This window comes from Bradyrhizobium sp. JYMT SZCCT0180, assembly GCF_018130165.1.
In the GTDB taxonomy this organism is placed as follows: Bacteria; Pseudomonadota; Alphaproteobacteria; order Rhizobiales; family Xanthobacteraceae; genus Bradyrhizobium.
Window position 1 is genome coordinate 25,168 of record NZ_JAFCLZ010000018.1, and the last position, 19,543, is coordinate 44,710.

Below are 19,543 nucleotides of genomic sequence, written 5' to 3' on the forward strand. Positions count from 1 at the left end.
GGTATCAGTTACCAATTCCATCGGCCGAGACTTCATCGGGACGTTTTAGCTTGCACATTCGCGTAGCAAGGTTGTGATTTTCGCATCGAGATTTCGGGCGACGGCAAGGGCTTCCGGGCTGCCATAATGCAGCAGATAACTCTCCATTTTGTCATAGGAGACGTGGACGCCATCGGGACGTTCATCAATGAGCACTGTGACTGGAGCGTAAGATCCCGCATCGGGCACGTGCTTGACCATTTCTTTCATGATGAGTGGATTGCCGACCACGAGCCGTATGATCTTGGGCGTCTTGGATCCAGTTTCGCGACGCAGAATGTCGCCCAAGTCGAACTCCGCAAACAGCATAAGGTCCGTTCGGCCGAGGCCGCGTTGTACAACGTGCTCCAAATCCGGGAAGGATTTTGTCGCCCTGGTCTCCTTGAAGAATTCGGCCATGTTAGGTTGCCCGACCGCCGACTTGAGCGCGGCCACGACAGCGTCGAATGGTTTTAAGCTCGTGAGGCTGAAACGCTCCACCTCGACTTTAGCGATTGTCATTTGTCCTCCGTAACAACTCTCATGGATAAAGTGCCTCTGATCGCGTCGGAACGCGCCGGGAGTCATGCAGCCGCGGGCTGTGCATCCAGGAAGGTCCGGACGTGGCTGACGAACATCTCGTGGTGCTGAAACAGGGCGCCGTGCCCTGAATCGGGATAGAGGACCAGCTGGGCGTTGCTTAATTCCCTAGACATTGCGTAGGCGTTGCTCGCGGGCAGCATGGTGTCGTGACTGCCGCTCACCACAAGAGCGGGCTGGCGGATGGCGCGCAGAATGGCGTGCCCGGGATCTGGTGTGGCGCACCAGGTGATCAGCGCCTTGGCCTGCGGATCGGTTACCGCGCTGCCGTTATCGGTGTCCCGATCGTCCTTACGCAGCTTCGTCCGCTTCAGGAAGGCCAAACCGGACGACCGGCTGGCGGCCGAACTCGTGAAGAACAACGGCAGGCGGGGGTCCGGCGCATCGGTTTGGGAAAACGCTTCCTGCAAAACCGCTAACAGGTGTTCCTCACCGCCTTTTGGCGCGGTACCGACGAGGATAAGCTTGCGGACCAGCCGTCCGTGCTCGGCGGCGATCTGCTGAGCGACGCAGCCGCCGAGGGAAAAGCCTAGCAGGTCGACTTCGGTCAGGCCGAGCAAGTTGATGAAGTCGACCGCGTCTCGTGCCATCGCCGCGACATTGTCGGGCGTTTGACCGGTCGAGCGGCCGACCCCGGCGTTGTCGAAGGCGATCACGGGGCGATCAGCGGCCAGAGCGTTGATGACGGCGGGATCCCATGCATCGATGTTGCCAGAGAAGTGCTGCAGGAGAACCAGCGGCGTTCCGGTCGCGGGGCCGAGGCGGCGATAGGCGAAGCGGATTCCGTGGCCTTCGATGTAACGGGTCGGCGCCGCTTCGAGCGTGGCGGCGTCCTGGTTCGCGATGTCGAGTTGAGTCATGTCATCCTCTGGATGCTTGGCATAAGTAATCGAGTGGGGGACCGGTGTGGCGCAGCGACCGGGACCTTCCCCCAGGATGTCGCTGGCGCTTCCGCGGCTTTGACTGGTTTTCGCCATCGCGGTCCGATGCGTTCTGCGTTCTCTGAGCGAGCGCACGCGCTCCCGGTGCGAAAGCGCCGGGAGCGGTACCGTCACTTCGCGAGTGCAGCCTTTTCGATGACCTCAGCGACTTGCTTCGCATGGACGACGAGCGAGGCATGGCTGCCGGCGACTTCCGTCGTCTGAGCCTTGATCCTGGATGCGAACGACTTCTGGGCCTCGGGCGCGAGGACTTTGTCCTTCGTGCTGATGACATAGAATGTCGGCTTGTCATGCCAGGCCGCAATGTCGACGGGGGCTTCGAACGCAACGTGATTCAACGGAAGCTGCGTGTTGGCGAGGTGCTGAGCGATCTCAGGAGGAAGGTCAGCCGCGACGGCCGACGGAAACACCTTGGGATCGATGTACAAATTGCCCTTCGCGTCCGGATGGATCGCTTTGCCGCCTTCGGTCGGCGGGCCGGCCTTTGCCAGCGACGCCAGGGATTCACCGACCTCCGGCGCGAAAGCGGAAACATAGACCAGCGCCGAAACCTTGGGATCGTTGCCGGCTTGCGTGATCACCACGCCGCCCCATGAATGGCCGACCAGAACGGTCCTGCCGTCCTGCTTGGCGAGCGCCTGTTTGGTGGCATCAACGTCGGCGGCGAGCGAAGTGAGCGGATTTTCCACGAGCGTTACGCTGTAGCCTTTCTTCGTGAGAATATCGGCAACGGGCTGCCAGCTCGTCTGGTCCACGAAAGCGCCGTGCACGAGCACGATATTGTGGGCTGCTCCCTTGGGCAGTTCGGCGGAATGGACGGAGCCGACCAATGTCGTTCCGGCCAGGAGTACGGTGGCGGCTGAGAGAAGAATATTTCGCATTGATTGTTCCTGTTGGCATGTCGGACGAACACGGTCCGGGGGAATGGACGAGCGTTTCCAGAAAGGTCGCGGTTTTCCCATCCGCCGTCGGCGAGATGGTTGCCGCACGTGACGTCGGCCCGCTGCGACATGACCTATTCCGCGGACCTTTCGGACGATAGAGATCAATCGTCCGGATGTTGTGTCCAATCGTCCAGCGGTCTAATCTCGGCGGCATGGACATCCTCGCCCAAGTGCTCGATCGCGTTCGTCTCGGCGGGACGCTGCTTTTTCACTTCGAGCTCGGCCATCCCTGGCATCTTGAGTTGCCGACGCGCCCCTACGCTCTGTTTCACTATCTCAGCCAGGGCTCAGCGACCCTCGCGCTCGAACAGGGACAGGAAATCCAGATGACCGAGGGCGATTTCGTCGTCATCACACGCGGAGAGCCGCATGTGTTTTACTCGGATCGCCGGGCCAAGCCTTTGCGGATTATCGATATCGATCGATCGTCGCCGCTTCTCGGCGTCATCCGTCACGGCACCCGTGCAAAGCCGCTATCGACCATGATTTGCGGAAATTTCACGGTGTCACGGCCGCTGTTTGGCAACGTGCTGGAGCTACTTCCACCCGTGCTCCTGCTGAAGCCGACGGCGGACGGTGGTTGGCTTGAAGCAATCCTGCGCCGCATGGTCAGCGAGTCCGCGCTTGAGCGTCCTGGCCAACGCGTCGCGCTCTCACGACTGACGGAAGTGCTCTTTGTCGAGGTGCTCCGAAGCTGGATCGCGTCACTCAGTCCCGGACAAGGCGGCTGGCTCGGGGCCATATCCGACCCGCATATCGGACCGGCGCTCAAGCTGATTCACGAAAGCCCGGAGCGGCCCTGGACCCTGAGCGACCTTGGCCACCGCGTGGGGCTCGGCCGCTCGGTATTTTCGGCGCGCTTTACCAAGCTCGTCGGCCAGTCCATGCACCGCTATGTGATCGAACGCCGGATGGCGGAAGCGGCGTTCCTGCTGGAAACCAGCGAGGAACCCATCGCGCGGATTGCCAGCCGGGTCGGCTACGAGACAGCGGCGGCGTTTTCGAAGCTGTTCCATCGATATCACGGCATGTCGCCTGGCCGGTACCGAGCAACTCGACGTTCTGACAGCGGCCAAAGGCAAGGGGACGTTCAGGAAGCAGAAGTCGCCGATTGACCTTGGCCCAGCTGAAGTTCGTGCCGTTTAGTCATACATGTCTGACCTAGTCGCCCGGGGCAGCTTTCTCTAAGATTGCGGGACTCCAGGTTGTACCCGTCTCGACGTGGCGGTTGCTTCGTCAGCCTTTTCGGTGGATGTCCGCTTTGCCTCAAAAGCAGACATCCGGTCCAAGTCAGCTTTTGACCCACAACGGACTCTGGCCGTCTGCCGGAACACGCGCTCGCGCGGATAGCCAAAAGGTAACGCTCTCTCCTCAAATCCGCTAGGGAGCAGGCTTGTGTCGCTCGCATGCATTACCTTCAACGGCGCGACCTGTCCCTGTCGATGCCGGCTTTTCTCTCCCGGTATAATCAGGCTTGGTCCTGAATTCTTCTCTCATTCGGTTCCGGCGCGGCGGAGGAGCGTGCCGGCTTCGCGCCTGCCGGTCCGGCGACGCCGGATTGCGCTGTTTCTCGCCTGCCAATATGCTCCGCCTCGGCACATACGGGCCCACAACCAATAGGATCACCCCATGCCGACCGCGTGCCTGGCCCCCCTGGACGAGACCATCACGATCGAAGAGCTCTCGCGCGATCCCTATCCGATCTACCGGCGCCTGAGACGCGAAGCGCCCGTATTACGGGTCAAATCCGTAGGCCGCACCTTCCTCACCAAGGCCGCCGACACCAAATACGTGAAGGACAACGCGGCGTTGTTCAGCTCCGACGACCCGAACACGCCCATGAAGCGCGCTTTTCTCGCGCATACGCTGATGCGCAAGGACCACGACGAGCACCGGACCGAACGCATGGCGATGATGCCGGCCCTGATGCCGAAGACGATCGAATCCGTCTGGGCGCCGCTATATGCGAAACTGGCCGCGGCGTATCTTGATCGGCTGCCGCGCGGTGAGGTGGTCGATCTTTTTCCCGGTCTCGCAGGACCGCTTGCCGCACGGATTCTGGCACATGCGATGGGCGTTCCGGACGCGAACGATGAGGACATGCAGCGATGGTCGCAGACGCTGATCGACGGCGCTGGCAATTTCGGCTGGACGCCGGGGCCTTTCGATGCGACCGACATCGCCAATGCGGAAATGGACAAATGTATTCGCGCCAACGCCGAACGCGTGCGGGCCGAACCGGATTCCTCAGCGCTCTCCTTCATGGTGAACGCGAAGAATCCGATTCCGGAAAGTCAGATGATCGCCAATGTGAAGATCGCGATCGGCGGCGGCATCAACGAGCCGCGCGACGCCCTGCTGACGATCCTCTACGGCCTGCTCACCAATCCGGATCAGCTTGACGCCGTGCGCGCAGGCGACAAATGGCGCTCAGCCTTCGAGGAAGGGGTGCGGTGGGTGGCGCCGATCCAGGCGAGTTCGCGGCTCGTTATGGAGGACACGGAGATCCGCGGCTGCTTCATCCCGAAAGGCGACACCGTTATGACGATCCAGGCGTCGGCCAATCGAGACGAGGACGTCTTCGACGATGGCGAAAACTATTACGGGTTGCGTGAGCCCAATCCTCACCAGGCCTTTGGTAACGGCCCGCATCACTGCGCGGGCGCGCACCTGTCGCGGCGAACCGTTGGCGCGATCCTGCTGCCCATGCTGTTCGAGCGCTTCCCCAACATGACCTTGCCTGATCCCGCGGGCGTGCGCTGGCACGGATTCGGTTTCCGCGGCCCGCTTAATCTGCCGATTCTCCTGCAATAGGAGCGGCGCGAGGAAGAGGCGTTTTATTTTGCCTCATCCGCTGCCGCAGATCGTCCGCAATTCCCCGCAAGCAGCTTGTCGGCGAGTTGCGCGGCAGGTTCTTCGCATAGATCAGCTCTCGCCGGGTCCTGGCCGCGCAAGCTGGCGAGGTGATTGAATAATATCGAGATGTCGCATGTTGGCACCTTTGAGACATGCCCGCCTATCCTGACAATGTCCGTTCACCGGGGTACACTGGAAGTCGTGGTGGTCCGGGCGAGCTGACGCGAATGACCCGAACCCGACGTGCGTCGCTGCTTCTAATCGCAACCCGCTGTCCGCGATGCAAGCGGACCGATGCGGCGCGCCGAGCAGGATAGGGGCGGTGTCCCAAACTCTGAGCGACTTCACGATATCTTGCGTGGCCTGAAATGAGCCGTCTCGAAACGCATCTTCGTCTGCTTACAGCTCGAAGGGCGAACGACATTTGGCAGTCGGCCAGAACGGCCGTGATCGTGAGCCGGTGTATCCAGTTTAGCGCGCCCGCCCTCATTCCGACGTGATAAGATAGCGCAAGTTAAAGCGCTGTTACGCTCCCGGCTCAGGAGCCAAGGAGGGGATCAGATGAGGCGCCGCGCGTTCATTGCCGGTCTCGTTTGCACCGCCGCGCTCAGCCGCGCTGAGGCGCAGCAGGCGGGCAAGGTTTACCGCATTGCCATTGCCCATCCGTCGTACCCCGTGTCCGAGATGAACGAGGCGAGCGACCGTCTCCCGTGGTTCCCCGCGTTCTTCGCGGAGCTTCGCCGCCTCGGCTATATCGAAGGCCAAAACCTACGTGTCGAGCGTTATTCCGCCGAGGGGCGGACCGCGCAATATGCCGATCTGGCCCGTGAGGTTGTAGGTCGCAGGCCAGACGTGATCCTGTCGGGAAAGAACGAAATGATTTTGTTGCTAAAAGCCGCCACCCTAACCATGCCGATCGTCGGCATTTCGGCCGATCCGGTCGCTGCCGGCATTGCGACGAGTTTGGCGCGGCCTGGTGGTAACATTACGGGAGTCAGTGTCGACGCCGGTCGAGAGGTTTGGGGGAAGCGTCTCGAACTGTTGAAAGAAGCTATCCCTGGCCTCTCCCGCATAGGCTTCCTTGCGGACCACGAGACTTGGGACTCGTGGTACGGCCCGGCCCTTCGGGAGGCTGCGCAACGGCAAGGCCTGAACTTTGTTGGGCCGCAGCTCCATGGTTCTCTTCAGGAGCCGGAGTATCGCCGAGTCATCCTGGCGATCGCCGATGCAGGAGCGCAAGCGCTCCTCGCGAGCGATCAGAGCGAGAACATCGCAAACCGCAGGCTTATCTCCGAGCTGGCAACGGCCGCCCGCCTGCCAGCGATGTACGCCTATCCGGAGTTCGTCTCTTCCGGCGGGTTGATGGCCTACGGCATCAAGCTCTCCGAAGCTTATAGAGGCGCGGCCGGGCAAATCGATCAGATTTTGCGCGGAGCCAAGCCGGGCGAAATTCCGTACCAGCAAGCGACCAAGTTCCTCTTCGCTATCAACCTCAAAACCGCAACAACGCTCGGCCTCGAAATCCCGCCAAATGTTCTGGCACGCGCCGATGAGGTCATCGAATAGAGAGGCTGTTTGCTGCGGCGCATGAGTCCGGTTATGGCACTTAGCCGACATCGCTAATGGTCCAAAGGTCTGCCTTGCGCCAGTAGCAGACATTCGCGCCAAGTCGACTTCTGACCAAAGCCGCCGTCACCGAAAACAGCGGAGCGTGTCCGCTTTGCCCAATTTTTTGTTGCCAACGGGATTTCGGCGTTAACCATCGCAAGCGGTTCCAGTCTGAGCGAAATCGCTTCGAAGTTTCTTAAATTTTGCTGTGTACCCCATCCAGGCATGGTGACCTGGGGAACGATATGAGCAAGCGGGCTAAACGTAAAAAGGCAGAGACGCTCGCAATACCAATGTTCGGGAGAGTTGGAATTGGCGTAGTTGCCGTCGCCGCATTGGGGTACTGTTTGCTGTCTCCCCCGACGAGCGTGCAACCGATCCGGAAACCGTCCGCGCACCAGGCCATGGCGTCGTCAACTCCGGTTTACGTGTCAACTCCAGTTCATGCATCAGCGACAGTTCCGGCTCCGACTCCGACCCCGACCCCGGCCCCGATTTTGCCCCCCGCGCCTCCGTTCGAAACCCCAAAAGCCGCTGACGCTCCCGGAGCATTTGTTCGGCAGGTGGTTGACTACGCCAGCCACCAGACACCGGGCACCGTGATCATCGATACCAAGAACACATTCCTTTATCTCGTCTTGAACGACGTCCAAGCGATGCGCTACGGCATCGGCGTTGGCCGCGAAGGTTTCGTATGGTCCGGTGAACAGACGGTGGCTCGTAAAACAGAATGGCCGGATTGGCGTCCGCCTGCAGACATGCTTGTGCGTCAGCCCTATCTGCCGCGGTTCATGGCAGGCGGTCCCGGCAACCCGCTCGGCGCTCGGGCGATGTATCTGGGCGAGACCGAATTTAGAATTCACGGCACCAACAAGCCCGATACGATCGGGAAGCGGGTTTCGTCCGGCTGTATCCGGCTGACCAATGAGGACGTCGTGGACCTTTATGAGCGGGTGAAAGTCGGAGCGAAAGTGATCGTGCTTCCGCCAACCGCTGCCCGTCGGCCGTCCCAGGGAGCGCCGCCCGACGCCGCTTTCCGATCGCCGGATCCGGCATCGCCGTCGAACCGGCCCACGGCAACTAACGCGCATACGCCGTCGTCTGGACCGAAGATCGCCGAGGTCCAGTAACTTAGTCCCCGTCCTCGGTCTGCAACTGGGGACAAGGAGACAATTTCGAGTTGCCGCTTTAAGTCAGCTTCTGATCCTTGGCCGACAAGGGTAGTCTATGCGCATGTCCGCTTTGCGCCGGGAGCCGTCATGGCTCAATAGCTGAGCCCGGCCGCGCCATTTCCCGGCTCGATGCCCAGCGAAAAGTGCTAGCTTATCGCGTGGGGCGCACGGGACATCTTTCAAATGGATCGATATCCAGGCGATCAATTCCCTTATGCGGCGTTCTTCTGGCCTGCGATCGTCGCTGCATCGGCCGCTGAAACCGCCTCGTCCGTCGCGGCGCAGCTTCTTGGATTCTCCGCCGACGCTGGTGGCGCCGGTCCTGCGCAGGAGCCGGAAGGAGCCACGCCAAGCACGATCGCGCTGGATCTGCACAGCGTCCGGCTTCGTGACTTTACGGTGGGCAGAAGCGGTGTTCCCGCCCTGCTATGCCCGCCGCTCGCACTGCATGGAGCCGCTATCGCCGACCTTGCGGCCGGCCATAGTCTCGTTGCGGCCCTCCAGGGCGCCGGTATTGAACGGCTGTTCATGGCCGATTGGCACTCTGCCAGCGCTGACATGCGATTTCTTGGAATCGACGAATATCTTGCCGAACTCAATGTCCTTGTCGATCATCTCGGCGGCCTGGTCGATCTCGTGGGGCTTTGCCAGGGTGGCTGGTTATCCCTGGTCTATGCGGGACGCTTCCCGGCCAAGGTACGCAAGCTTGTGATGGCCGGCGCGCCGGTTGATATTGCCGCGCAGCAATCCGGCTTGTCTGCGATTGCCGAGGCGACCCCGCGGTTCGTGTTTGAGAACCTGGTCAAGTCCGGCGATGGTCTCGTTATCGGCCGCAACGTCGCGCCGTTCTGGGGGAACGAGACTGACCCGAAAGATATCAGAAGCGCTCTGCAGAGTGTGCAGCCGATCGGCTCGCCGGAATTCACCCGACTCGAAGCCATCTTCAAGAACTGGAATTCCTGGACGATCGACGTTCCCGGAAAATACTATCTCGAAGTTGTCGAGAAACTGTACAAATGCAACGCGCTCGCCAGCGGAAACTTCGTCGCCCTGGGAAAAGAGATCGACCTCTCGCGGCTGCAGCTTCCGATGTATCTTCTGGCCGGGAGCGCCGACGACGTGGTTGCCCCGGAACAATTGCTGGCAGTGCAACGGCTGGTAGGAACGCCGGCGGAATCCCTGCGCCACGCGGTCGCCCCGTGCGGCCATCTAAGTCTGTTCATGGGGAGGCGCACGCTTGAAGAGTATTGGCCCGGGATCGTGCGCTGGATGAAGGAAGCTGAATGAGTCTGGTGACGTCCGCTGATAGAAGTTGCCGGACGTCGAGCTTCCAGCATGCCCGTTTGCGCCAAGAGCGGCCGTCCTCCTCGATGCCTGACAAGGAACCTTGCTCCGCGCAAGCGTCCCGCGTTCCGTTCAAATTTTCCGCTACCACACCAAAGCCGCCCAAGGGACAAGCCAGAACCGCGATTCCATCGCAAACATGGCGAAGTCTTGATGTCTGGTCTGATTTCGACAGCGGAATTTAGTGGAGTTCAACAATGTCGACGACGCACCAGGGCAAATCCGGCGGTAAGCCCCGCCAGCGCAACCGGAAGACGGACCAGCAGAGCCGGAAGTCAGAACAACGGCCAAGTCCGAATCTTGATCCGCAGAATGAAGCTCAGATCGGCCCAATGGTGGCGTCACCTGAGGTTTCCATGGCGATGGCGTTACCTGAGGTTTCCGCGGAAATGGTGTCACCTGAGGTTTCCACGGACGACACAGCCGCGCCTGCGGCCGTCATCGGTGAAGTTGAACAGGCGGATGTGCCCTCGATTATCGCAGTTCTTCCGGCGAACGAGGACCCAGTCAGTATTCAAGAGAACCCAGTCAGTATTCAAACCATCGCGAATGCGTACCGGGACTACACCAGGATGTCGCTTCAGGAGAGCGGGTTGCTCGTCGAGAAGCTCATCGGCGCGCGGTCGTTCGACAAGGCAATTGAGATTCAGACCGAATTTGCAAGGCAGGCCTATTTGACGTTTGTTGCCGAGACGCAAAAGATTTGCGAGCTCTACCGCGAACTTGCCAGGCAGACATTCACATCTTGGGGGACCATGCGACCAAGGTGAACCAGGCCGCCGATCACGACCGTTCCTTCCGGAGAGCACCCATCGGATGTAAATTGTTGAAGCAATTGCCCTGCTAACGGCGGCAGCATAGGATGCCCAAAAAGGGCGGACCATGGCGCTTATCAGGACGATCGACACCGGGCTCTATCGGATCCCGTTGACCGTTAGCCTCTCCGACAGCACGCACGGCCAAATCAACGCCTTCGAATTGATCACGTGCCGTGTCCGCGATTCCGACGGGGCCGAAGGTGTCGGCTATACCTACACGGTCGGCCGCAATGGCGGCGCGATTGCCGATACGCTCCGTCGGGAAATTCCCGGACTGATCGAGGGCCGCGAAGCGGATGACACGGAGGCGATCTGGCATCATGTCTGGTGGGCGTTGCACTATGGCGGCCGCGGCGGACCGCCCGTGCTCGCGCTGTCGGCGCTTGATATCGCGCTGTGGGACCTCAAGGCGCGCCGCGCCAACGTGCCGCTGTTTCGTCTGCTCGGCGCCTTCGACGCGCGCGTACCCTGTTACGCCGGCGGCATCGACCTCGATCTCTCCGTGGAGGCGCTGCTGCGGCAAACCGACGACAATCTCGCCAAGGGCTTTCGCGCCATCAAGATGAAGGTCGGCCGGCCCGATCTCGCCTCCGATGTCACGCGCGTGCAGGCGATGCGCAAGCATCTTGGCGACGGCTTTCCGCTGATGGCGGATGCCAACATGAAGTGGACGGTCGAGGAGGCGATCCGCGCCGCGCGCGCCCTGCAACCCTTCGACCTGACCTGGCTTGAAGAGCCGATCATTCCCGATGATGTTGCCGGCCACGCCCGCATCATGGCTGCCGGCGGCGTGCCGATCGCGGCGGGCGAAAACCTGCGCTCGCTGTGGGAGTTCAAGAACTATATCGCGGCCGGTGCGGTGTCGTATCCCGAGCCCGATGTCACCAATTGCGGCGGCGTCACAGTCTTTATGAAGATCGCGCGGCTCGCCGAAGCGTTCAATCTTCCGGTCACCAGCCACGGCGCGCACGACATTACCGTCCACCTGCTCGCAGCCTGCTCAAACCGCTCCTATCTCGAGGCGCACGGTTTCGGGCTCGACCGCTATATCGAGCAACCGCTCGTCCTCGAACAGGGCATGGCATTGGCGCCGGCGCGGCCGGGCCATGGCATCACCTTCGACTGGAAGGGGCTGGCGCACGTCGCGTCATAGCCAACCACCAGCGTGTACTCTGCCTCACAGGGGGGCCCGCAGGTCGCCGATTGGATATTGCGGAATTTCCCGGAGAATGACCTAATAATAGCACTTGCAGTGTCAAATGGATGCACTTCAACGGTGTGGAGATTCTCATGGCCATTGCATTGGTTACCGGAACGAGCAGCGGAATTGGATTAGCGACCGCCGTAACTCTCGCGCGTGGTGGACATACCGTCATCGCGACGATGCGAAATCCGGAGAGTGCGGGCGAGCTTCGGAAAATCGTGGCGGCCGAGAACCTCCCGGTCACGATAGCCGCCCTCGACGTGGATGATGATGCTTCGGTCGAAAGTGCGTTCGCCAAGGTCATGGCCGAGCACGGTCGTCTCGACGTACTGGTGAATAACGCCGGGATTGGTGGTGGCGGCTCGGTGGAGGAATGCTCCACGACGAGATTTCGCCAGGTGATGGAAACCAATTTCTTCGGTGCGCTCCGCTGCATCAAGGCCGTCGTGCCCGGGATGCGCCAACGGCGCCAGGGGTGCATCGTCAATGTCACGTCGGTTGCCGGCCGAATGGCTTTGGCTCCTGCAGCGGCTTACTCCGCGTCCAAGTTTGCCTTGGAGGCCTTGAGCGAGTGTCTTGCGCAGGAAATGAAGGCGTTCAACGTGCGGGTTGCCGTTATCGAACCGGGAGTCATTGCGACGCCGATATTCTCCAAGGCCGCGCCGGTACCCCGCGACAGTCCTTACCCGCACTCCCGGCGTCAAAGGGCTTTGTTCGCGCAGTCGCTGACCAAGCCGACGTCGCCCTACGTCGTTGGCGAAAAAATTCGCGAAATTGTCGATGGCGACAGCTGGCAGTTCCGTTACCCGGTCGGCCCCGACGCCGCGCCGTTCCTGCAATGGCGGGCAAGCAAGACCGACGAGGAGGTGATCAGTATCGGGTCGGTGAGCGACGCAGACTACGTGCTCATGGTCAAGCGGGAGTTCGGCCTCGACGTAAATCTGTGAGCTCGCAGCAAACGAAGAAGGCCCCGTGGGGACGGGGCCTTCAGACGCACAAAAACTGCTCTGGTCCTACTTCTTCCCTTTGGCCGCGGGCGCGGACGCGATCGGCGCACTGGCGCCTGCGTTGGGTGGTTGGGCGCCTGCTTTGTGCTGGAAATCAGCACCTGCCATGGGAGTCGGTTTCTTGGCTTTTGGATCAACCGCGATGGGCGCACTGGCGCCTGCGTTGGGTGGTTGGGCGCCTGCTTTGTGCTGGAAATCAGCACCTGCCATGGGAGCCGGTTTCTTGGCTTTTGGATCAACCGCGATGGGCGCACTGCCGCCCTGGTTGGGTGGAGTGGCGCCTGTCTTGCTGGTGTCTTTTCCTATCAACATTGGCGCGGTCTGAGCCAACGCCAATGACGATCCAAGGACAAAGAACGAAATGGCTGCCGCCGTAACGAGTTTCTTCAAGTCCGCCTCCCATTGAAAAGTGACTAAGAGGGATAGTTTGTTCCACGGCGGCGCAGCGGTCAAACTTGATTTTGCGGACCAACGGTCGCAGCACGACATCATTGCGACCGGCACCAGACTAGGCCAGGGCAACGACCAGCGCAGCCATGTTGCAGCAGCGAAGCAGGATTCAGCCCCTATCGACGTCCCCGGTTGGGCAGTACGATGCGGATTGAAGGAAGCGGCGGAAGACCGCTCGGCGGCGGCAACGAGACGAGGGGGCGGCAATGGTGCGGCTGGAACGTGCAGTGCTGGCGGCGGCGATGATGGCGACGATGGGTACGCCCGTCGCGGCGGAAGTGATCGACGCCACCTATCGCGGCACCATGGTATGCGACAAGCTGCCGTTTACCAGCGACAAGATGCGCGAGGCTATCGAGGTCACGATCAGCGGCAGCGCCGCGCGCTACACGCATGTGGTGCGGCTGCGCAACGCCGTCGTCGAGGCCACGGCCGAGCAGGGCACCGGAAAAATCGATGGCCAGAAAATCGATCTTCAGGGCACCTGGAAAAGCGGCAGCCGCGAGTACCAGGCGAAATACAGCGGCAGCTTCGTGCGGCGCAGCGCCAACCTGAAGGGCACGCAGACCTGGACCGAGGGCGGCAAGACCGTCACCCGTGCCTGCGCGGGCGCGATCAAGCGACCGCTCAAGCCATTCCTGCCGCGCGACAAGAAGCAGGGCGCGGCGAAGTGAGGTTCTGAAGCGGTGCGGTCGCGACGGAAGCCAGCTTCTCCATGAACGATTGGGCGCCGTGAAAGACCTCGCCTCCCTGGCCAGGGGAGGCGAGATCAGGCAATTCAGCTTTCGGCTTGCTGAAATCAGCTGCGGGGGATCGGGGGGCTGAAGCCGCCGTTGAACGAAAGCAGCTTCGCGATCTGCTGCGGCGTCAGCAGGTCGTGATTCCGGGGAATGTGCGGATGCGCAATGGTGCTGGTGCCAATCAGCGAAGTGATGCCACCTGAAGCGGTCGCAAGCTCGGTGTCGTTCAGAAGTCCGGTATTGCTGGTCATCGGTTTGCTCCGTCGTGTCCGACCGGGGCGATCATCGCTCCGTTTCATCGGTGAGCAGGACCATGCCCCCGTCTGCCGCCCCCCGCTGTTCCCTGGGGAACAAGACCTGCGTCGGGCGCAGTCTGCTGTTGGCCAGATCGGCATTGGCCAGTCATCGCTTCTCCGCATGCATGCATGCATGCACGCACAAACATGACTTCCCTCGCGGCACGGCGAAGGCTTGGCATGAGGAGGAGAGGGGCGGCACCGTGTTTTTACGGGGTGCGAGGCCTGGGCCGTTCAAGATGCATTCATCATGCGCTGTCTATTCAGCGCCGGGGGTGGCTTTTATAATGGGACCGTTATGTCGCTTGCCCCTGATGACTTCGATCCGCTGGCCGTTGTTATTGACTGGCTCGACGCATGTCGATCAGGCGACCTCAACGCTTTGCTCGATCTCTACGACGAGCGCGCCACGCTTGAATGCGATTGCGAGGGTGCGCGGCTGACCGGGCGAGAGCCGTTGTCGGCTTACTGGACCGGCAAACTGCAAAACCAGCTCCCGACTGCCTTTACCCTCGACGATCTCACGGTGACGGAAAACGGCATTTGGGTTGATTATCGAAACAACAAAGCCAGTCCGGTGCGGGCGCATTTTCGCTTCAGCCCGTCAGGCAAAATTGAGCGCACCCATTGTGGGCCGTTGGATCGACGTCTGTCGGCATAAACCACATTCGCGAACCGTCGGTTTCGCTATCAGGTTCAAACGCGGACGGCGTTAAGGCGACGACCTTCTCGAGTATCTTACCGGGAACAAGTGGCAATACGGGACGTTAGTGCCGACGCTAACACGCTCGCAGACCCTCGATGGGCCACCAAGGTCCCCGCTTGCCGTCCGTCGACTTCTCTGCGTGAGCCCTGCCGAGCACCCGCTCGGCAGGGCTTTTCATAATGTTCGGCAGCGCTGCCGGTCATCGCGGCGACAAGTTTTTCGGCCACTGCTCAAGCGAGGCGCAAACCTCAGGCGCGTGAGGGCAGGAATTGCAGCGGCCAAGCAAACGCCGGCTACCTATTTTTCCCGACCCGGAACATATCTCGCGATCATTGTGTTGACGTGCATTGTCGGAGACACGGTCATGGCATCGAGCGCGCGCATTTTTTTTGCAGGTGTGGGAACTACTTTTGTCATCCTGGGAGTTGGCTTTGGCAGCGGCCTCCTGATGGCCAACTCGGCGCTCAAGGACCACTCCGGCTACCAGGCACGTACGACCGCAGAACTGCCGTCCCCCGTCAGGGTCATTCTGCCTACGACGGCGGAGGCAGCCCAGCCGCCGCAACCGCCCCAACAGACATCGCAACAGGCTGCAGTGGTGGACCCGGCGCCCGAGCCCGTGCAGGCGGCGCAACCGGAAAAACGCGTTGAGAAGCCGGACGCGAAGAAGGCAGAAGCCGAAGTGCGTGAACGCCGCAAGCGCTACGCCGAACGCAAATTCAAGCGCGAGGCTGCCCGCGCCAGGCAGCGACTGGAAACGCGAGAGCGCGACGAAGCCCCGGTCATGGCCTTTGGTGGTGACGACAATTCGCGCGTGGCGCTGTTCGGCAACTAGACGCGCACGTTTGCGAGTCCGATGTCGGAGAACGCCGGCTATCGGCGTTGCTTGGCGATTCTCGTAGACCCGCGCGCGATATCACGCGAGCAGGGCCCGCCCGAATTCGATATTGCGTCGAAACAGCACGACTGATGCCTGCTTCCGCCGAGGTCGTATCGGACGCTGTGTCCGAAATACTTTGTTAAGCGTCTTTTGTTGCGCGAGCGACACACGCCGCATGTTCCCTTTGATTGAACTGAACTTGCGATTGTCTGCTGGAATCGATTCATCTAGCGTGACGCTCAACTCGCCTTTGCACGCACTGAATGCACTCGCCCGGTGGGCCAAAAAGAGTCTGGAGCAGCCACCCATGCGCGAATGCATCGGGGATGTAACAATCCGACGACAGGCGAATGACAAGCCACGCCTAAGCCCACGCCGGACTCGATTCTCGTCCAGCGCCCGCGCGCACTTCGAGCGCCTGCTCCTGATGAGCGTCTCGGTAGCCGCGCTCGCCGCGCTGTCGCCGCGATCGGCGGCGGCGCAGGGCTGGACCGGCGCCACCAGCAACGACTGGACGGTCGGCTTGAACTGGAACACGGGAACGGTGCCGGCCGGCGGTGCGGTTGTCATCGAGCAGAATTCGAACATCGTCCTGGGCGTGGCCGCCGGGGCGACGGGCACGACGGGAAATTTCAGGTTAGCCGGAACCACGGCCGGGGTAACGGCCAACCTCACCATTCAAAACGGCGCGATACTGACGACCACCGGCGCCTCCCTTACGATGGGCAGTACCACTGGCACGACCTCCAGCGTGACCGTGACCGGGGCCGGATCGCGGTGGAACATCAATGGCATACTTAATGTCAATGCTTTTGGCACAAACACCCTCAACATCGAGAACGGTGCCGTTGTCGCCGGAGGCAGGATCAACGTCACCAGCCCTGGCGGCACCGGCTCAGGCACCCTCAACATCCGCGGCGGCACGCTGCAGGTGACCAACATCGGTTTTGGCCCTCGCGGCCAGGCAAATTATGACAACGCCGTTGTCCGCGCGGTCGGCAATAACGCCAACTTCTTTGGCGGAACGGCTGCCCAGAACAACATCGCCGCGGGCGGGCTGACCTTCGATACCAATGGATTCACCGTCATCGCTTCAAGTGCCGGCGGCCTCAGCGGTGTCGGCGGATTGACCAAGACTGGCGCCGGAACCTTGTTCCTCCGTGGCGGCAGCACCTACACCGGCGAGACGGTGATCCAGCAGGGCACGCTGTCGATTGGCGTCATCGCCGGCGCCAGCGATGCCCTGATCAATTCAAGCCGGGTCGTCGCCAACGCGACGTTCGATATCTCCGCCGTCTTCGACCCCGCCTCGCACATCCAGAGCCTGGCAGGCACCGGCACCGTCGTACTCGGCGCAAAGGACCTGATCGTCACCAATGGGCACGATACGTTCGCCGGCAGCATCGGCGGCACCGGCGGGCTGCAAGTCACCGGCGGCACCCAAGCGCTCTCCAGCGCGCAGGCCTACAGCGGCGTGACCACGATATCAGGCGGCACGCTGGCGCTGACCGATGCGGGCTCGGTCGCGGCCTCGAGCCAGGTGATCGCGAACGGCACGTTCAGCATTGCCGGCCTTGCCGGCGCCGGCACCAGCATCCAGCGGCTGTCGGGCACCGGCAGCGTCGATCTCGGCGCCAGGACACTGACGCTCACGGCGGCGAATGACGCCTTTGCCGGTGTCATCGGCGGTAGCGGCGGGCTGACGCTCGCCGGCGGCACGCAGACGCTGTCCGGCGTCAACATTTTTGGCGGCGTGACGACGATTTCCGCCGGCACGCTGGCGCTTGCTGGCACGGGCGCGATCGGCAATTCGAGCCATGTGGTGGTGGGTTCGACTTTCGACATCTCCGCCCTCGCGGGCGCCGGCACCAATATTCAAAGTCTCGCCGGCAATGGCAGCGTCGCGCTCGGCGCCAAGACGCTCACCATCACCAATGCGAGCGACACGTTTGCCGGCGTCATCTCCGGCACCGGCGGGCTGACCATCAGCGGCGGCATGCAGACCCTTTCCGGTGTCAACACGTATCTCGGCGCAACCACGGTGAGTGGTGGCACGCTTGCGGTCAACGGCAGCCTGTGCGGCGCGACGAGCGTCCTTGCCGGCGGCACGCTGCAAGGCACCGGTTCGGTGTGCGACACAGTGAACGCGGGTATCGTGGCGCCCGGTAATTCCATCGGCACGCTGACGGTAGTCGGCAATTACACCGGCAATGGCGGAACGCTGCAGATCGAGACGGTGCTCGGCGGCGATGCCTCGCCGACCGATCGGCTTGTCGTCACCGGCAACACCGCAGGCAACACCAACGTGCGGGTGATCAATCTCGGCGGCACCGGCGCGCAGACCGTTGAAGGCATCAAGATCGTCGATGTCGCGGGCGCGTCGAACGGCGTGTTCTCGCTGCTCGGCAATTATGTCATTCAGGGCCAGCAGGCGGTGGTCGGCGGCGCCTATGCCTACACGCTGCGCAAGAACGGGGTCAGCAATCCCGCCGATGGCGACTGGTACCTGCGTTCGGCCCTGATCGATCAGCCGTCGCCCGGCGTCGCTCCGCCGCCGCTCTATCAGCCCGGCGTTCCCTTGTACGAGAACTATGCCCAGGTGCTGCTCGGCCTGAACGACGTACCGACGCTGCAGCAGCGTGTCGGCAACCGCTATTGGGGCGGCAGCGATGCCATGGCGCGCGCCGGTGTCGCGCCGGTGCCGGGCGCCACTTCGCCGGCGCCGACCGCGTTCTGGGGCCGCATCGAAGGCGGGCGTGCCGATCTGCAGCCCGCCAGCACGACAGGCTCGACCACCAAGGCCGATCAGATGAAAGTGCAGGCCGGCCTCGACGGGCTTGCGCTGGAGAACGAACGCGGCCGGCTGATCGTCGGTCTCACCGCGCAATATGGCCTGGCCACTGCCAATGTCGCTTCGATGTTCGGCAATGGCCGTATCCGCACCGAGGGCAGCGGTGTCGGCGGTACGCTGACCTGGTACGGCGACAACGGCTTCTATGTCGACGGCCAGGCGCAGTCGATGTTCTACCGCAGCGATCTGTCTTCCGTGCTGGTCGGCAGCATGACCCATGGCAATGAAGGGGTCGGCTATGCCTTCAGCGCCGAGACCGGCAAGCGGTTTGGCGTCGGCAACGGCTGGTCGCTGACGCCGCAGGCGCAGCTTTCCTATTCGAAGGTCGCTTTCGAAAGTTTCGCCGATCGGTTCGGCGCTCAGGTGTCGCTCCGCGACGGTGATAGCCTGCTCGGCCGCGCTGGCCTTGCACTCAACCATCAGAAGACCTGGAACGACGGCGCGGGCATCGTGCGATCCGACGTCTACGGCATCGCCAATCTGCGCTACGAGTTCCTCAGCGGCACCAATGTCGATGTCGCAGGCACCGGTTTTGCCAATGCGCAGGACCGGCTGTGGGGCAGCCTCGGCGGCGGCGGCATCTATAGCTGGGCCAACGGGCGCTACGCCGTCTTCGGCGAGGTCTCCTACAATGCGAGCCTTGAGCACGCGGCGGTGAACCACAGCTACAAGGGCTCCGGCGGCTTCCGCATCGTCTGGTGACCGAAGTTGTTTGTGCACTGTAGGATGGGTTGAGCTCTTCGCGAAACCCATCATTCCCGCTTCGTAGGGCGGGTTCCCCTTAACCCGCCGCTTTGATTGCGAGATGGCGGGTTAAAGCGAACCCGCCCTACGAACTGCGTCGCAGGGGTGAGGCGTTGTGAACTTGGTCGTCCCGGCCTTGAGCCGGGACGGCAGCTGCGACAAAACAACACGACGGGCAAATCAGTTCCGTTTTTCGGAAATCGTGTCAAGTCTTAAGTTTCTGTAAATCAAAAATATTTCTCTTTCCATCCGCCCCAAATCAGTGCGCATCTATCGCCATCCCGTCCCACTCCGAGGGGCGTTGGCCATCGTCACAACGAGGGGCGGGTTGCGGTGGACGCTGATGTTGCGATTGACGGTCGCG

At 61.8% G+C, this 19,543-nt stretch carries 17 protein-coding genes; 12 read left to right on the top strand and 5 right to left on the bottom strand.

What is annotated here, in order from left to right:
• Positions 1-45 precede the first annotated feature (45 nt).
• The 3 genes from JQ641_RS25200 to JQ641_RS25210 form a co-directional block, all read right to left on the bottom strand.
• Complete coding sequence (locus JQ641_RS25200) at positions 46-540, bottom strand: DUF302 domain-containing protein (RefSeq protein ID WP_211998581.1); 495 nt, start codon at positions 538-540, stop codon at positions 46-48.
• Positions 541-602: 62 nt separating this feature from the next.
• Positions 603-1,478, bottom strand: coding sequence for an alpha/beta fold hydrolase (locus tag JQ641_RS25205; RefSeq protein ID WP_211998582.1), 876 nt, complete (start codon positions 1,476-1,478; stop codon positions 603-605).
• Positions 1,479-1,669: 191 nt separating this feature from the next.
• Positions 1,670-2,440, bottom strand: coding sequence for an alpha/beta fold hydrolase (locus tag JQ641_RS25210; protein WP_211998583.1), 771 nt, complete (start codon positions 2,438-2,440; stop codon positions 1,670-1,672).
• 215 nt (positions 2,441-2,655) lie between these two features.
• On the opposite strand from JQ641_RS25210, the gene JQ641_RS25215 reads away from it, so the two are divergent.
• From JQ641_RS25215 to JQ641_RS25250, 8 genes are all read left to right on the top strand, one after another.
• Complete coding sequence (locus JQ641_RS25215) at positions 2,656-3,618, top strand: AraC family transcriptional regulator (RefSeq protein ID WP_211998584.1); 963 nt, start codon at positions 2,656-2,658, stop codon at positions 3,616-3,618.
• Positions 3,619-4,132: 514 nt separating this feature from the next.
• A complete protein-coding gene (locus JQ641_RS25220; RefSeq protein WP_211998585.1) occupies positions 4,133-5,317 on the top strand; it encodes a cytochrome P450 in 1,185 nt (394 codons plus the stop codon).
• A 603-nt stretch (positions 5,318-5,920) separates the two neighbouring features.
• Entirely contained in the window at positions 5,921-6,925 is a 1,005-nt protein-coding gene (locus JQ641_RS25225; protein ID WP_211998586.1) for an ABC transporter substrate-binding protein, read from the top strand.
• A 287-nt stretch (positions 6,926-7,212) separates the two neighbouring features.
• Positions 7,213-8,097 carry a L,D-transpeptidase gene (locus JQ641_RS25230; protein ID WP_211998587.1) on the top strand — a complete coding sequence of 295 codons (885 nt, stop codon included), beginning with the start codon at positions 7,213-7,215 and terminating at the stop codon, positions 8,095-8,097.
• Between the two features lie 441 nt (positions 8,098-8,538).
• The gene (locus JQ641_RS25235; RefSeq protein WP_211998588.1) at positions 8,539-9,426 is read left to right on the top strand and encodes an alpha/beta fold hydrolase; all 888 of its coding nucleotides are present in this window, start codon (positions 8,539-8,541) and stop codon (positions 9,424-9,426) included.
• A 254-nt stretch (positions 9,427-9,680) separates the two neighbouring features.
• Positions 9,681-10,253 carry a phasin family protein gene (locus tag JQ641_RS25240; protein WP_211998589.1) on the top strand — a complete coding sequence of 191 codons (573 nt, stop codon included), beginning with the start codon at positions 9,681-9,683 and terminating at the stop codon, positions 10,251-10,253.
• 112 nt (positions 10,254-10,365) lie between these two features.
• Positions 10,366-11,454, top strand: coding sequence for a mandelate racemase/muconate lactonizing enzyme family protein (locus JQ641_RS25245; RefSeq protein WP_211998590.1), 1,089 nt, complete (start codon positions 10,366-10,368; stop codon positions 11,452-11,454).
• Positions 11,455-11,591: 137 nt separating this feature from the next.
• Positions 11,592-12,452 carry an SDR family oxidoreductase gene (locus JQ641_RS25250; RefSeq protein WP_211998591.1) on the top strand — a complete coding sequence of 287 codons (861 nt, stop codon included), beginning with the start codon at positions 11,592-11,594 and terminating at the stop codon, positions 12,450-12,452.
• Positions 12,453-12,518: 66 nt separating this feature from the next.
• Here the strand turns inward: JQ641_RS25250 and JQ641_RS25255 are convergent, their stop codons facing one another.
• A complete protein-coding gene (locus tag JQ641_RS25255; RefSeq protein WP_211998592.1) occupies positions 12,519-12,902 on the bottom strand; it encodes a hypothetical protein in 384 nt (127 codons plus the stop codon).
• Between the two features lie 266 nt (positions 12,903-13,168).
• On the opposite strand from JQ641_RS25255, the gene JQ641_RS25260 reads away from it, so the two are divergent.
• Positions 13,169-13,636, top strand: a complete 468-nt coding sequence (locus JQ641_RS25260) for a hypothetical protein (RefSeq protein ID WP_211998593.1) — start codon at positions 13,169-13,171, stop codon at positions 13,634-13,636.
• A gap of 125 nt (positions 13,637-13,761) precedes the next feature.
• Here the strand turns inward: JQ641_RS25260 and JQ641_RS25265 are convergent, their stop codons facing one another.
• Positions 13,762-13,953 (bottom strand): hypothetical protein, encoded by a 192-nt coding sequence (locus JQ641_RS25265; protein ID WP_211998594.1) that lies wholly within the window; start codon positions 13,951-13,953, stop codon positions 13,762-13,764.
• Between the two features lie 343 nt (positions 13,954-14,296).
• Here JQ641_RS25265 and JQ641_RS25270 point away from each other — a divergent pair, with 343 nt between their 5' ends.
• The 3 genes from JQ641_RS25270 to JQ641_RS25280 all read left to right on the top strand — a co-directional run bounded on the left by JQ641_RS25270 (position 14,297) and on the right by JQ641_RS25280 (position 19,137).
• Positions 14,297-14,659: a YybH family protein gene (locus JQ641_RS25270; RefSeq protein ID WP_211998595.1), complete on the top strand. Its 363-nt coding sequence runs from the start codon at positions 14,297-14,299 to the stop codon at positions 14,657-14,659.
• A 409-nt stretch (positions 14,660-15,068) separates the two neighbouring features.
• Positions 15,069-15,539: a hypothetical protein gene (locus JQ641_RS25275; protein WP_211998596.1), complete on the top strand. Its 471-nt coding sequence runs from the start codon at positions 15,069-15,071 to the stop codon at positions 15,537-15,539.
• A gap of 472 nt (positions 15,540-16,011) precedes the next feature.
• Complete coding sequence (locus tag JQ641_RS25280) at positions 16,012-19,137, top strand: autotransporter outer membrane beta-barrel domain-containing protein (protein WP_211998597.1); 3,126 nt, start codon at positions 16,012-16,014, stop codon at positions 19,135-19,137.
• Positions 19,138-19,543 lie beyond the last annotated feature (406 nt).